A 13,557-nucleotide genomic window follows, 5' to 3' on the forward strand; every position below is an offset into this window, starting at 1 on the left:
TAAAGGCTCACCAAGGCGACGATCTGTAGCTGGTCTGAGAGGACGACCAGCCACACTGGGACTGAGACACGGCCCAGACTCCTACGGGAGGCAGCAGTGGGGAATTTTGGACAATGGGCGAAAGCCTGATCCAGCAATGCCGCGTGTGTGAAGAAGGCCTTCGGGTTGTAAAGCACTTTTGTTCGGGAAGAAAGTATTCGTGCTAATACCATGGATAGATGACGGTACCGGAAGAATAAGCACCGGCTAACTACGTGCCAGCAGCCGCGGTAATACGTAGGGTGCGAGCGTTAATCGGAATTACTGGGCGTAAAGCGTGCGCAGGCGGTTTTGTAAGACAGATGTGAAATCCCCGGGCTTAACCTGGGAACTGCATTTGTGACTGCAAGGCTAGAGTATGGCAGAGGGGGGTAGAATTCCACGTGTAGCAGTGAAATGCGTAGAGATGTGGAGGAATACCGATGGCGAAGGCAGCCCCCTGGGCCAATACTGACGCTCATGCACGAAAGCGTGGGGAGCAAACAGGATTAGATACCCTGGTAGTCCACGCCCTAAACGATGTCAACTAGTTGTTGGGGATTCATTTCCTTAGTAACGTAGCTAACGCGTGAAGTTGACCGCCTGGGGAGTACGGTCGCAAGATTAAAACTCAAAGGAATTGACGGGGACCCGCACAAGCGGTGGATGATGTGGATTAATTCGATGCAACGCGAAAAACCTTACCTACCCTTGACATGTACGGAATCCTGCTGAGAGGTGGGAGTGCTCGAAAGAGAACCGTAACACAGGTGCTGCATGGCTGTCGTCAGCTCGTGTCGTGAGATGTTGGGTTAAGTCCCGCAACGAGCGCAACCCTTGTCCTTAGTTGCTACGCAAGGGCACTCTAAGGAGACTGCCGGTGACAAACCGGAGGAAGGTGGGGATGACGTCAAGTCCTCATGGCCCTTATGGGTAGGGCTTCACACGTCATACAATGGTCGGTACAGAGGGCTGCCAAACCGCGAGGTGGAGCTAACCCCAGAAAACCGATCGTAGTCCGGATTGCAGTCTGCAACTCGACTGCATGAAGCTGGAATCGCTAGTAATCGCGGATCAGCATGTCGCGGTGAATACGTTCCCGGGTCTTGTACACACCGCCCGTCACACCATGGGAGTGGGTTTTACCAGAAGTAGGTAGCCTAACCGCAAGGAGGGCGCTTACCACGGTAGGATTCATGACTGGGGTGAAGTCGTAACAAGGTAGCCGTATCGGAAGGTGCGGCTGGATCACCTCCTTTCTAGAGCATGCGCTTAAAGTTGAGCGTTCACGCTTATCGGTTGTTTGACTGCATAGAAATGTGAAACGAGAAACGTGAAACGTTTTGGAATGTTTCGCATTTTGCCCGTCACATTTTTAGAGTGTGAGGGGTCTGTAGCTCAGGTGGTTAGAGCACACGCTTGATAAGCGTGGGGTCGTAGGTTCAAGTCCTACCAGACCCACCATCGAACCCGACATTGGGGGCATAGCTCAGCTGGGAGAGCACCTGCTTTGCAAGCAGGGGGTCGTCGGTTCGATCCCGTCTGCCTCCACCAATACCTGAGTTGCTAGTCGTGAGCGCTTGCTGAGCGCTCACGACTGGCAATAGCTAGTGCAGTTAAGCAGTATGGCTGTTCGTTCTTTAACAATCTGGAAGAAATAGTAGTGCATTGTAAGCGTCCCCGAGATGAGACGTGAGCAATGCATGGGTTGTGATTGTATCAACCAGTATTTAAGTGATCTTAAAGTCACTTGGAATACGGCACAACGCGAGAACTCAACCTGTGACGAGACATACTCGTTATAGGGTCAAGCGAATAAGTGCATGTGGTGGATGCCTTGGCGATCACAGGCGATGAAGGACGTGGTAGCCTGCGAAAAGTTGTGGGGAGCTGGCAAACGAGCTTTGATCCACAAATGTCCGAATGGGGAAACCCGGCCCGTATGGGTCATCCTTGGCTGAATACATAGGCCAAGCGAAGCGAACGCGGTGAACTGAAACATCTAAGTAGCCGCAGGAAAAGAAATCAACCGAGATTCCCAAAGTAGTGGCGAGCGAAATGGGAAGAGCCTGCAAGATTTAGCATCGGTGTTAGCGGAACGGCATGGAAAGGCCGGCCATAGCGGGTGATAGCCCCGTACGCGAAAACCCTGGTGTGGAACTAAGCTTGCGACAAGTAGGGCGGGACACGTGAAATCCTGTCTGAAGATGGGGGGACCATCCTCCAAGGCTAAATACTCGTGATCGACCGATAGTGAACCAGTACCGTGAGGGAAAGGCGAAAAGAACCCCGGGAGGGGAGTGAAATAGATCCTGAAACCGCATGCATACAAACAGTCGGAGCCTCGTAAGGGGTGACGGCGTACCTTTTGTATAATGGGTCAGCGACTTACGTTCAGTAGCAAGCTTAACCGTATAGGGAAGGCGTAGCGAAAGCGAGTCCGAATAGGGCGTTCAGTTGCTGGGCGTAGACCCGAAACCAGACGATCTATCCATGGCCAGGATGAAGGTGCGGTAACACGTACTGGAGGTCCGAACCCACTAGTGTTGAAAAACTAGGGGATGAGCTGTGGATAGGGGTGAAAGGCTAAACAAGTCTGGAAATAGCTGGTTCTCTCCGAAAACTATTTAGGTAGTGCCTCGTGTATCACCTTCGGGGGTAGAGCACTGTCATGGTTGAGGGGTCCATTGCGGATTACCTCGCCATAGCAAACTCCGAATACCGAAGAGTGCAATCACGGGAGACAGACATCGGGTGCTAACGTCCGGTGTCAAGAGGGAAACAACCCAGACCGCCAGCTAAGGTCCCTAAGATTGGCTAAGTGGGAAACGAAGTGGGAAGGCTAAAACAGTCAGGAGGTTGGCTTAGAAGCAGCCACCCTTTAAAGAAAGCGTAATAGCTCACTGATCGAGTCGTCCTGCGCGGAAGATGTAACGGGGCTAAGCCAGTCACCGAAGCTGCGGATGCGTGCTTGCACGCATGGTAGGAGAGCGTTCTGTAAGCCTGTGAAGGTGTCTTGTAAAGGATGCTGGAGGTATCAGAAGTGCGAATGCTGACATGAGTAGCGATAAAGGGGGTGAAAGGCCCCCTCGCCGTAAGCCCAAGGTTTCCTACGCAACGTTCATCGGCGTAGGGTGAGTCGGCCCCTAAGGCGAGGCAGAGATGCGTAGCTGATGGGAAGCAGGTTAATATTCCTGCACCGTCGTATGATGCGATGGGGGGACGGATCGCGGAAGGTTGTCCGGGTGTTGGAAGTCCCGGTCCCTGCATTGGAGAAGGCAGTTAGGCAAATCCGGCTGCGTAATTCAAGGGTGTGGGGCGAGCGAACTTGTTCGCGAAGCAATTGGAAGTGGTTCCAAGAAAAGCCTCTAAGCTTCAGTCATACGAGACCGTACCGCAAACCGACACAGGTGGGCGAGATGAGTATTCTAAGGCGCTTGAGAGAACTCGGGAGAAGGAACTCGGCAAATTGGTACCGTAACTTCGGGATAAGGTACGCCCTGGTAGCTTGACTGTCCTGCGACAGAAGGGCAAAAGGGTTGCAATAAACTGGTGGCTGCGACTGTTTAATAAAAACACAGCACTCTGCAAACACGAAAGTGGACGTATAGGGTGTGACGCCTGCCCGGTGCCGGAAGATTAAATGATGGGGTGCAAGCTCTTGATTGAAGTCCCGGTAAACGGCGGCCGTAACTATAACGGTCCTAAGGTAGCGAAATTCCTTGTCGGGTAAGTTCCGACCTGCACGAATGGCGTAACGATGGCCACACTGTCTCCTCCCGAGACTCAGCGAAGTTGAAGTGTTTGTGATGATGCAATCTACCCGCGGCTAGACGGAAAGACCCCATGAACCTTTACTGTAGCTTTGCATTGGATTTTGAACCGGTCTGTGTAGGATAGGTGGGAGGCTTTGAAGCAGGAACGCTAGTTTCTGTGGAGCCGTCCTTGAAATACCACCCTGGCTTGTTTGAGGTTCTAACCTTGGCCCGTTATCCGGGTCGGGGACAGTGCATGGTAGGCAGTTTGACTGGGGCGGTCTCCTCCCAAAGTGTAACGGAGGAGTACGAAGGTACGCTAGGTACGGTCGGAAATCGTGCTGATAGTGCAATGGCAAAAGCGTGCTTAACTGCGAGACTGACAAGTCGAGCAGGTGCGAAAGCAGGTCATAGTGATCCGGTGGTTCTGTATGGAAGGGCCATCGCTCAACGGATAAAAGGTACTCTGGGGATAACAGGCTGATACCGCCCAAGAGTTCATATCGACGGCGGTGTTTGGCACCTCGATGTCGGCTCATCTCATCCTGGGGCTGTAGCCGGTCCCAAGGGTATGGCTGTTCGCCATTTAAAGAGGTACGTGAGCTGGGTTTAAAACGTCGTGAGACAGTTTGGTCCCTATCTGCCGTGGGCGTTGGAAGTTTGAGGGGGGCTGCTCCTAGTACGAGAGGACCGGAGTGGACGAACCTCTGGTGTACCGGTTGTCACGCCAGTGGCATCGCCGGGTAGCTATGTTCGGAAGAGATAACCGCTGAAAGCATCTAAGCGGGAAACTCGCCTCAAGATGAGACTTCCCTGGGAACTCGATTCCCCTGAAGGGTCGTTCAAGACCAGGACGTTGATAGGCTGGGTGTGGAAGCGCAGTAATGCGTTAAGCTAACCAGTACTAATTGCCCGTGAGGCTTGATCCTATAACCAGTATGTTTCAGGTTATTTGCGTCGTTGTGCCTCTGATCACAACCACACTACTAATTCTCCAGATTGGCCAGGCTGACTCACCTCAGCCAGGCAACAAGTCATGCCTGATGACCATAGCGAGTTGGAACCACCCCTTCCCATCCCGAACAGGACCGTGAAACGACTCCACGCCGATGATAGTGCGGATTGCCCGTGTGAAAGTAGGTAATCGTCAGGCTTCTACCCTGAAACCCCCAGCAACCAACGCTGGGGGTTTCGCTTTTTTATCGCGGAATTTATCGAAGTAGCCTCCGATCAGCCCACAAGATCGTCTCTTCGCACAAGTTACAGAGGTCTTCCGCTTGTTATTTGAAAATGAAGGGGGCAGGTCACCTGACAAGACACAGGCGAACTGGATCGCTAAACGTTGGCGGCAAACCTCAAATGAGGGGCAGCCCGAGTGGACCACGCTTGCCGGTTAATCCGGTTGAGCAGTCGAACAACTCACCTCAGCTTCTTGTCCGCTGCCCTAAGCAGACATTGACCACGAGGGCCGGGCTCTCGACCGCTGCTTGCAAATTCGAGTTGGTATTTGCCCCGAGTTGCGACCGAGTATGTCCCGACGACCGTCGAATGGCTAACCTGCGCGAATGCATTACGCAGCCGTTGCGCAGTCTGCGTCCAAAAGTCGTCCGGGAAACTGCGTTCGCTCAGTTTTTGGAAAGATATTTTTCGACCAGCCGGACCCAATAAGTGCCGCCGAGCGGAAGCAAGTCATCATTGAAGTCGTAGCTGGCATTGTGAAGATTGCATGGACCAAGGCCGTGCCCGCTATCCCGGTGAGCACCATCGCCGTTACCGATAAAAACATAGCATCCGGGCTTCTCTAAAAGCATAAAAGAGAAGTCTTCCGCTCCCATCGTCGGTTCGACTTTGGCGTCGACATTTTCCGGCCCGACAATTTCCCGCATGACTTCTGCGCAAAACGCGGCCTGTTTCTCGTCGTTGATCGTCGGGGGATAATTTCGATTGAAGAGGATTTCGGCATCGCACCCCAACCCGCGCGCAACGTTTGCGGCAATATCCCGCATACGTTGTTCGATCAGGTCAAGGACTTCCAGGGAGAAAGTCCTGACCGTACCGCCAAGCCAGGCAACATCCGGAACGACATTGGTGGCATCACCGGCATGTATTTGCGTGATCGACAGCACTGCGGCATCGATCGGCCGCTTGTTGCGGGTAATAATGGTTTGCAGAGCCTGCGCCACCTGAACGGCAGCGATAACTGGGTCAATGCCGTTGTTCGGAATTCCCGCGTGCGTGCCCTTGCCAGTCAAGGTAATCTTGAATTCGTTGCTGGACGCCATCATCGGACCCGGCGTCAGACCAAACGTACCGACTTTCGAGCCCGGCCAATTGTGCATGCCGAAAACGGCTTCCATGGGAAACCGCTCGAATAGTCCATCTTTGATCATTTCCCGGGCACCGCCACCGCCTTCTTCGGCCGGCTGAAAAATGAGGTACACGGTTCCGTCGAAATTGCGATGCTTCTGCAGATATTGCGCCGCCGCCAATAGCATCGCCGTATGGCCGTCATGGCCGCAGGCATGCATTTTCCCTGGGTGTTGCGACGCGTGACCGAATGTATTGACTTCCTGAATCGGCAACGCGTCCATATCAGCCCGCAATCCGATTGCACGTTCGCTGTTGCCGTTTTTTATAATGCCTACCACGCCGGTCTTGCCTAAGCCTCTGTGGATCGGGATATCCCAAGAAGTCAATTTGTTGGCAACCACGTCAGCCGTGCGTTGTTCCTCAAAGCACAACTCTGGATGGGCGTGAATATCGCGACGTACGGTTTGTATTTCAGCGCGAGCGGCATCAATTTCCGGAATTAATTTCATGGGATTCTAAGCGGCGCAATCGTCAATCGAACAATCATGTTACTCCCAATGCCCATCGTCCGCCTATTTGGAATCATGTCGCATTGCATCAATGTCGGAATCCCGCCGATGGCCACTACAATTAGAATATTTGCCAAGCAGCCAACGGGCGGTATCGGTTAATCAAGGAGTCATGCTATGACTGCGTCTACGCAGACCACCGTTCGGGCAGCGTGTCCACACGACTGCCCTGACACCTGCGCTTTACATGTTACGGTAGAAAACGGCGTGGTCACGCGGGTTCAGGGAGACCCGGAGCATCCGGCTACGCACGGGGTTCTGTGCACCAAGGTCTCCCGCTATGCGCAGCGCACTTATCATCCCGACCGCGTGCTGCGCCCGCTCAAACGCATTGGCAAAAAGGGCGAGGGGCGTTTCCAGGAAATCAGCTGGGATGCCGCGCTCGACGAAATCTCCGGGCGGCTGTGCGAAATCGCTGCTCGCGATCCTCAGGCCATTCTGCCATACAGTTATGCCGGCACGATGGGCCTGGTCCAAGGCGAAGGCATGGCGGCTCGATTTTTTCATAAGCTGGGTGCTTCCTTCCTCGATCGGACGATCTGTGCCAGCGCTGGTAGTGCCGCGCTACGCTATACCTACGGCGGTGGTTTCGGGATGCACGTCGAGCATTTCGTCGATAGCAAACTGATCCTGATTTGGGGAAGCAATCCGATCACCTCGAGCATTCATTTCTGGGGGCAGGCGCAGGAGGCGAAACGGCGCGGCGCGAAGCTTATCGCCATTGATCCCTATCGCTCATTGACTGCGGAGAAGTGCCACCAGCACATCGCCCTCCTGCCGGGCACCGACGCTGCGCTCGCACTAGGCATGATGCACGTCCTGCTCCAGGAAAATCTGCTCGATCACGAATATATCGCGCGCTATACGCTTGGTTTTGCGCAACTCAAGGAGCGCATTCAAGCCTATCCCCCGGAGCGAGTCGCTGCGATCTGCGGCATTACGGCCCAGGAAGTCACGCAACTCGCGCGGGATTACGGCATGCTGAAGCCGGCGGCCATCCGTCTGAACTATGGCATGCAGCGCACTCACGGCGGCGGGCAGGCGGTACGCGCCATCGCATGCTTGCCGGCATTGATCGGTGCATGGCGTGATGCCGCGGGCGGGATGTTGCTTTCGTCGTCGGGGTTCACGCCCACCGATGTCGCTGCACTATCGCGCCCCGATCTGTTACCCGGATGGCCGCAAACGCTGCCGCGCACGATCAATATGTCCACGATCGGCGATGCTCTCGCGCATCCGGGCGACGATGCGTTCGGACCGAGGGTCGACGCGGTGATCGTCTACAACAGCAATCCTGTTGCCGTGGCGCCCGAGTCTGTCAAGGTCGCAGCCGGCTTTGCACGCGAAGACCTTTACACAGTCGTGCTTGAGCATTTTCTAACCGACACCGCCGACTATGCCGACATCGTGTTGCCTGCTACCACGCAACTCGAACATCTCGATATCCACAAAGCTTACGGCCATACCTACGTGATGGCGAATAACCCGGCCATCGAGCCGCTCGGCGAGGCCAAACCGAATTCAGAGATTTTTCGGCTGCTGGCTGACCGCATGGGATGGACGGATCCGTGCTTTCGCGACACTGACGACCAACTGGCCGCTCAGGCAATGCGTTGGACCGATCCCAAATTTGGCGGCAGCGACTGGCAAACTGTGAAGGATGCCGGTTGGGTCAAGCTGGCCGTGCCCGCGGCGCCATTTGCTCAGGGTGGGTTTGCCACACCGTCGGGCAAGTGCGAATTTTGGTCGGCAGCGATGGAAAAGGACGGACTTGACCCGTTGCCCGACTGGGTGCCGCCGTATGAATCCGTCGCGAGCGCCCCCGCGCTTGCCGAGCGCTTTCCGCTCGCAATGATCTCGCCTCCGGCGAGGCACTTCCTCAACTCGAGTTTCGTCAATGTCGCCAGTCTGCGATCGGTCGAGGGCGAGCCGTACCTGGACATCAACCCGGCCGATGCCGCAACGCGTGGCATTGCGCAGCACCAGCAGGTACGCATTTTCAATGACCGTGGCAGTTTCATCGCCAAGGCTCGCGTCACTGAGAAGGCGCGACCCGGTGTGGTTGTCGGCCTGTCGGTCTGGTGGAAGAAATTCACCTCCGACGGTAAAAATGCGAATGAAGTCACCGGCCAACGACTGACTGACCTCGGACGTGCCCCAACTTTCTACGATTGCCTGGTCGAGGTCGAAGCGTTGGCCGCCGCATGAGCTTGCGGTGATGTCCGCGCGGCCCGGTCGAAGATGGCGACAGATACTTGTCTGGTCGATCGTCGCGTCGGTCGCCGCGAGTTTGAGCGGTTGCGGAGAACTAGACTATTACGCGCAGGCTGTTCATGGGCAGTTTGCATTGCTCGAAACCGCGCGGCCGGTCGATATTTTATTGCAGGGTGGCAGGGTTGACGAGCGCTTGCGTCGGCGCTTGCGGCTGGCCGAGGAAATTCGGACCTACGCGGTCGAACGGCTCGGTTTGCCGAATAACGGCAGCTACAGGAAGTACGCCGATCTGCAGCGCAGCTATGCAGTTTGGAATGTGTTCGCCGCGCGCCCGCTCTCATTGCAGCTCAAGCAATCCTGTTTCCCGATCGCCGGCTGCGTCGACTATCGTGGCTACTATAAACATGCCGACGCGGAGCAATACGCGCGTGATTTGCGAAGTCATGGCTGGGAAACCTTCACGGTTGGCGTACCCGCGTACTCGACGCTTGGCTATTTTGACGACCCGCTGTTGAATACCTTTCTCTTCGATCCCGAGGGCGAATTGGCTCGGATCATATTCCATGAACTTGCCCACCAGGTCGTGTACGTGCGCGGCGATACCATGTTCAACGAGTCCTTTGCAGTCACCGTGGCCGCGGTGGGCGTGACGCGATGGTTTCGCGCGCACCCCCGTGGAGCCAAAGCCTATGAGCTCGTTGACATGCGTCGGCGCGCATTCCGGGCGCTGGTCAGGCGCTATCGAGGCCGCTTGGTCGAACTGTATGGAGGCTCGTTACTCCCAGCCCAGAAGGAAATCGAAAAGCGCCGAATCTTTCGAGAGATGCGTGCGAGTTACCTGCGCTTGCGCTCCTCCTGGGGCGGCTATGCCGGTTTTGACCGGTGGGTCGATAGCGGGCTGAACAACGCCAAATTTGGTGCCTTCGCCGATTATTCACATTGGGTGCCAGCGTTCCGGGCGTTGCTCGCGCAGCAGCACGGAAACTTGCCTGCTTTTTACAAAGCGGTCAGGAAATTGGCCGCCCTGCCTGCCGGCAAGCGTCACGCCGAACTGGACGCCTTGGCCCAGAACGAAGCCGAAAGGCTTGCTCAGCCCTGAAACGGGATCGCGGCCTTCAGGCGGCCGAGCAAGTTAAAGAGTTGCTCCCGCTCGGCTGTGGATAGCTGCCCGATGGTTCGCTCTATCCAGGTTTCGTGGGCCTGGGCCATTTTCGCGAAAGCTTTCTTGCCGCGAGGCGTCAGCTTAATGAGAAACGCGCGGCGGTCGTGTTCCATCTTTTCGCGAACCACCCAACCTTCGCTTTCCAGCTGGTCCGTGATGCCGGTGACATTGCCGCCGGTCACCATCATTCTTTTCGAAAGCTCTCCCATTTTCAATCCCTCCGGATGCCGGTCCAGTTGAGCCAGCAAGTCGAAGCGGGGCAGCGTGCAATCGAAATCCTGCCGTAAGCGCGACCGGATTTCAGTCTCGACCAGATTGGTGCAAGTCAGCAGCCTGAGCCACAAACGCAGTGCTTCGTGGTCGTGCGCGTCGGCCCGAGTTTCCAGATCCAGCGATGTCGCCTCGACTGTTTGCATGAGGAAATGAGCGTGAAAAAGGTTGATGCTGAAAAGTTCAGGTTTAAATTAAATTGGCGCTCAAGTCAATCCGCAAAAAATTGCGCGAGCATAAAAAAAGGCACCCGAAGGTGCCTTTCGATTCAAACCTGACGGTTAAGTCAGATTAGAACTTGTGACGCAGGCCAACGCGAACAGCGACTTGATGCTTCGTGTCCGACGGGCTCAGCGCGTTGATGTCAGCCACTTGCGCATCGCCAGCGGCTTTTTGGTAGATACCGATCACGTATGCATCGGTCCGCTTGGACAGCCAGTAGTCGGCGCCCAGGTTGACTTGATGGTACTTCGGCTTCAGACCAGCGGCGTCCTTCGCCCAGGTGTACGTGTAAGCAGCACCCAGTTGCAGGGCCGGGGTCAACATGTACTTGCCGTTCAACTCGACGTTCTGCACGCGCACGTCGGTATCGGTAGCCGTGCTGCCGTTGTCGTTGGTCAGGCCCGTGCCATTGATCTTGACGTTGGTGTACACCAGGCCAACCGTTGCCGGACCGAACGCGTAGGCGCCGCCCAAGCCCCAGATTTGCTTGTTGTTTGCGCCGTCGCCGAACGTGCCGTCGGTGTTAGCACCGCCACCGTTGTTGGAGGCGCCCGGGTTTTGACCGTACAAGTATGCCGCGCCCACAGTCAGAGGACCATTGGCGTAGCCGGCACCGATACTCCACAGACGGTTGTTGGCGAACTGGTTGGAGTTGCTGAAACCGTACAAAGCGTCGAAGCTGAAGCCGTTGTAGTTGACGCTGCTGTACTTGACGGAGTTGTTGGTTCTGAAGAAGTTATTCAGATTGTCGTTATCGGCCGGGTGAGCACCGATGTAGCCGGCCCACTGTGCGCCGGAAGCCAACGGACCCAGGTAATCAACCACGGAGTCGTATTGACGACCGATCGTGAACGTACCGGCAGTCGCGCTGCTCAGGCCAACCCAAGCTTGACGGCCAAATTCGCGGCCACCTTGGTTCAGCTTACCATTCATCAGGCTGAAACCGTTTTCCAACTGGAACACGGCCTTCAAGCCACCGCCCAGATCTTCAGCGCCTTTCAAACCCCAACGGCTGCCTTGCATCACGCCGTCAGTCGCGGTCCAAGCCGAATGGCCGCCAACATTGCTGGTGTAGTTGATACCCGCGTCGATAATGCCATACAGGGTCACGCTGCTTTGTGCTTGAGCAGCGCCGGCGAAAGCGCCGAGCACAGCAAGAGCGAGAAGCGACTTTTTCATTGAGTGATCTCCAAGAAGATTGTGAGATTTGTTTAACAAGGTCACTAGTGATAACGTCCTTGCTAATCAACTTCGCGAGAAGTTGGACGTAATGTAACAAATTCACTGGTGCTGGCAAAGGAAAAGGCGCGTTTGCCGTCTGAATCGAGCGATTCATGTTTCTTTTTTGCAACAGCCCCATGGGGTGGGCTTTACGCGTGAATCCGAGCGTTTCATCGGTCGCTTCGCCAGCCTCTATTGGGCTTGCATCAGGCTGGTAAATCGGCCCGATGTCCTCCCCCCGCCTTGCCTTCGTCTCATATCGTAAAATATAGGCGAACCGTTGTTCGAGAAAGCGATCATGTCATTGGATGCCTGGATTAATGAATTCGACCGCGGCCTGCGCGCCGTCGCCGGCGTGACCCGTGCCGGACGCCCTCTGCCGGTACCGGCTGCGCCGGCGCAAACGACGCAGCCGCAACTGAGCGAGCGGGAGCGGCGGCATGTAGCCGGTCTGATGCGTGTCAATCATGTCGGCGAGGTTTGTGCGCAGGCGCTGTACCAGGCTCAAAAGCTCGCGACGCCGTCCGAGCGGCTGCGTGTGGCGTTTGAGCGCGCGGGGCTGGAAGAAGAGGATCACCTCGCATGGACCGCCACGCGGCTCAGCGAACTGGGTGCGCGCCCCAGTCTGCTCAATCCGCTCTGGTATACGGGGGCGTTGGCGATCGGGTTTATTGCCGGCAAGGCCGGCGATCGCATCAGTCTCGGCTTCATGGCTGAAACGGAGCGGCAGGTGGAGCAACACCTGGATGGCCATCTCGAGCGTCTGCCGGCGCAAGATGCGCGATCCCGGGCCATCCTCGAGCAAATGCGGGCGGACGAAATCGTGCACGGGCAAACCGCGCGCGACGCAGGCGGGGTCGAGCTGCCTGCACCCGTGCGGCAGGCGATGAAGCTCACATCCAAAATCATGACCACGATTGCCTACGTCATATAGGTGCGACTGCCGCCAGGCGCTAGCCTGGCGCGGCGGTTTCCTGGGCTGAACCGAAACTCCCTGGATTGCCTTGAATATGTGAGCCGCGTGCCAGTCGGCGGTCCCCGTCGCCGACCGGGCGGCGTGAGTGCCTACTTTTGTCGAACTCTCCATATGCTTGGACGCCGGCTGATTTGGGCGTCCGGTTTCTGATGTAGCACTTTCACAATCTTCCTTATCCCATTAATTTTTATCGAAATTTGTCTGATGGCAGCATGAGGAATGTTCGCTAAGTCATTGTTCTGGCAAGAAATTTTCAATCAAAAAACCGCCAAAACGCTTGACCGCCATAAATGCTTACTCTAAAGTGGGAAATAGTGTGAGAAAGTGCAATTTCGTGTGAATTTTTCTCGTTTTGCCGGGTGTTGAGCAGGCTCAGGTGGCCGCTGATTTTTCAAGGAACTCGCCGTGTTTCAAGGGGCTTCGGCACTATCACTGGATGCGAAGGGGCGGATGTCTGTGCCGGCCCGGCATCGTGACGTGCTGAAGGAACAGGCTGAGGGGCGGGTCACGATTACCAAGCACCCGGATGGGTGCTTGCTGCTTTTCCCTCGCCCGGAGTGGGAAGTTTTTCGCGGCAGGGTCGCCGCATTGCCAATGGACGCCACCTGGTGGCGTCGTATTTTTTTGGGCAGCGCAGCGGATGTCGAGATGGATGGTACCGGCCGGGTTCTGATCGCCTCCGAGCTGAGAGTGGCGGCCGGTCTGGACAAGGACGTCATGCTGCTTGGCATGGGCAGCCACTTCGAAATCTGGGATGCCACGACGTATATCGCAAAAGAGCAGGCGGCGATGGCCCAGGGTATGCCGGATGCGCTGAAGAATTTCACTTTTTGATTGTTA

The 13,557-nt window shown here is 56.0% G+C and carries 7 protein-coding genes, 2 tRNA genes and 3 rRNA genes; 9 read left to right on the forward strand and 3 right to left on the reverse strand.

The genetic code is table 11. The features are described from left to right. The 5 genes from PATSB16_RS00005 (at nucleotide 1) to rrf (ending at nucleotide 4,926) form a co-directional block, all read left to right on the forward strand. Nucleotides 1–1,277: ribosomal RNA gene (locus PATSB16_RS00005) — 16S ribosomal RNA — on the forward strand. 128 nt (nucleotides 1,278–1,405) lie between these two features. Further along, nucleotides 1,406–1,482, forward strand: a tRNA-Ile gene (locus PATSB16_RS00010). A gap of 14 nt (nucleotides 1,483–1,496) precedes the next feature. Then, nucleotides 1,497–1,572 (forward strand) — tRNA-Ala (locus PATSB16_RS00015). Between the two features lie 251 nt (nucleotides 1,573–1,823). Beyond that, nucleotides 1,824–4,702, forward strand: a 23S ribosomal RNA gene (locus PATSB16_RS00020). Nucleotides 4,703–4,812: 110 nt separating this feature from the next. After that, a 5S ribosomal RNA gene (gene rrf / locus PATSB16_RS00025) occupies nucleotides 4,813–4,926 on the forward strand. The 16S, 23S and 5S rRNA genes sit together here with 2 tRNA genes alongside, the layout of an rRNA operon. Before the next feature lie 472 nt (nucleotides 4,927–5,398). On the opposite strand, the gene PATSB16_RS00030 is transcribed toward rrf, so the two are convergent. Then, nucleotides 5,399–6,592, reverse strand: coding sequence for a M20 aminoacylase family protein (locus PATSB16_RS00030; RefSeq protein ID WP_047215855.1), 1,194 nt, complete (start codon nucleotides 6,590–6,592; stop codon nucleotides 5,399–5,401). A gap of 177 nt (nucleotides 6,593–6,769) precedes the next feature. Between PATSB16_RS00030 and PATSB16_RS00035 the strand changes: the two genes are divergently transcribed. Together PATSB16_RS00035 and PATSB16_RS00040 are read left to right on the forward strand one after the other, a co-directional pair. Further along, nucleotides 6,770–8,860: a molybdopterin-containing oxidoreductase family protein gene (locus PATSB16_RS00035; protein ID WP_047215856.1), complete on the forward strand. Its 2,091-nt coding sequence runs from the start codon at nucleotides 6,770–6,772 to the stop codon at nucleotides 8,858–8,860. A 10-nt stretch (nucleotides 8,861–8,870) separates the two neighbouring features. Beyond that, complete coding sequence (locus tag PATSB16_RS00040) at nucleotides 8,871–9,965, forward strand: aminopeptidase (RefSeq protein WP_047215857.1); 1,095 nt, start codon at nucleotides 8,871–8,873, stop codon at nucleotides 9,963–9,965. On the opposite strand, the gene PATSB16_RS00045 is transcribed toward PATSB16_RS00040, so the two are convergent. Together PATSB16_RS00045 and PATSB16_RS00050 are read right to left on the reverse strand one after the other, a co-directional pair. Continuing rightward, nucleotides 9,956–10,444 (reverse strand): MarR family winged helix-turn-helix transcriptional regulator, encoded by a 489-nt coding sequence (locus PATSB16_RS00045; RefSeq protein ID WP_047215858.1) that lies wholly within the window; start codon nucleotides 10,442–10,444, stop codon nucleotides 9,956–9,958. The two genes, PATSB16_RS00040 and PATSB16_RS00045, sit on opposite strands and share 10 nt — an antisense overlap. A 145-nt stretch (nucleotides 10,445–10,589) precedes the next feature. After that, nucleotides 10,590–11,699, reverse strand: coding sequence for a porin (locus PATSB16_RS00050; RefSeq protein ID WP_047215859.1), 1,110 nt, complete (start codon nucleotides 11,697–11,699; stop codon nucleotides 10,590–10,592). Nucleotides 11,700–12,039: 340 nt separating this feature from the next. Here PATSB16_RS00050 and coq7 point away from each other — a divergent pair, with 340 nt between their 5' ends. Together coq7 and mraZ are read left to right on the forward strand one after the other, a co-directional pair. Continuing rightward, complete coding sequence (coq7, locus tag PATSB16_RS00055) at nucleotides 12,040–12,675, forward strand: 2-polyprenyl-3-methyl-6-methoxy-1,4-benzoquinone monooxygenase (protein ID WP_047216806.1); 636 nt, start codon at nucleotides 12,040–12,042, stop codon at nucleotides 12,673–12,675. 447 nt (nucleotides 12,676–13,122) lie between these two features. Next, nucleotides 13,123–13,551 (forward strand): division/cell wall cluster transcriptional repressor MraZ, encoded by a 429-nt coding sequence (gene mraZ, locus PATSB16_RS00060; protein ID WP_047215860.1) that lies wholly within the window; start codon nucleotides 13,123–13,125, stop codon nucleotides 13,549–13,551. Nucleotides 13,552–13,557 lie beyond the last annotated feature (6 nt).

Origin of the sequence: Pandoraea thiooxydans (assembly GCF_001931675.1) — a bacterium.
GTDB classification, from domain to species: Bacteria; Pseudomonadota; Gammaproteobacteria; order Burkholderiales; family Burkholderiaceae; genus Pandoraea; species Pandoraea thiooxydans.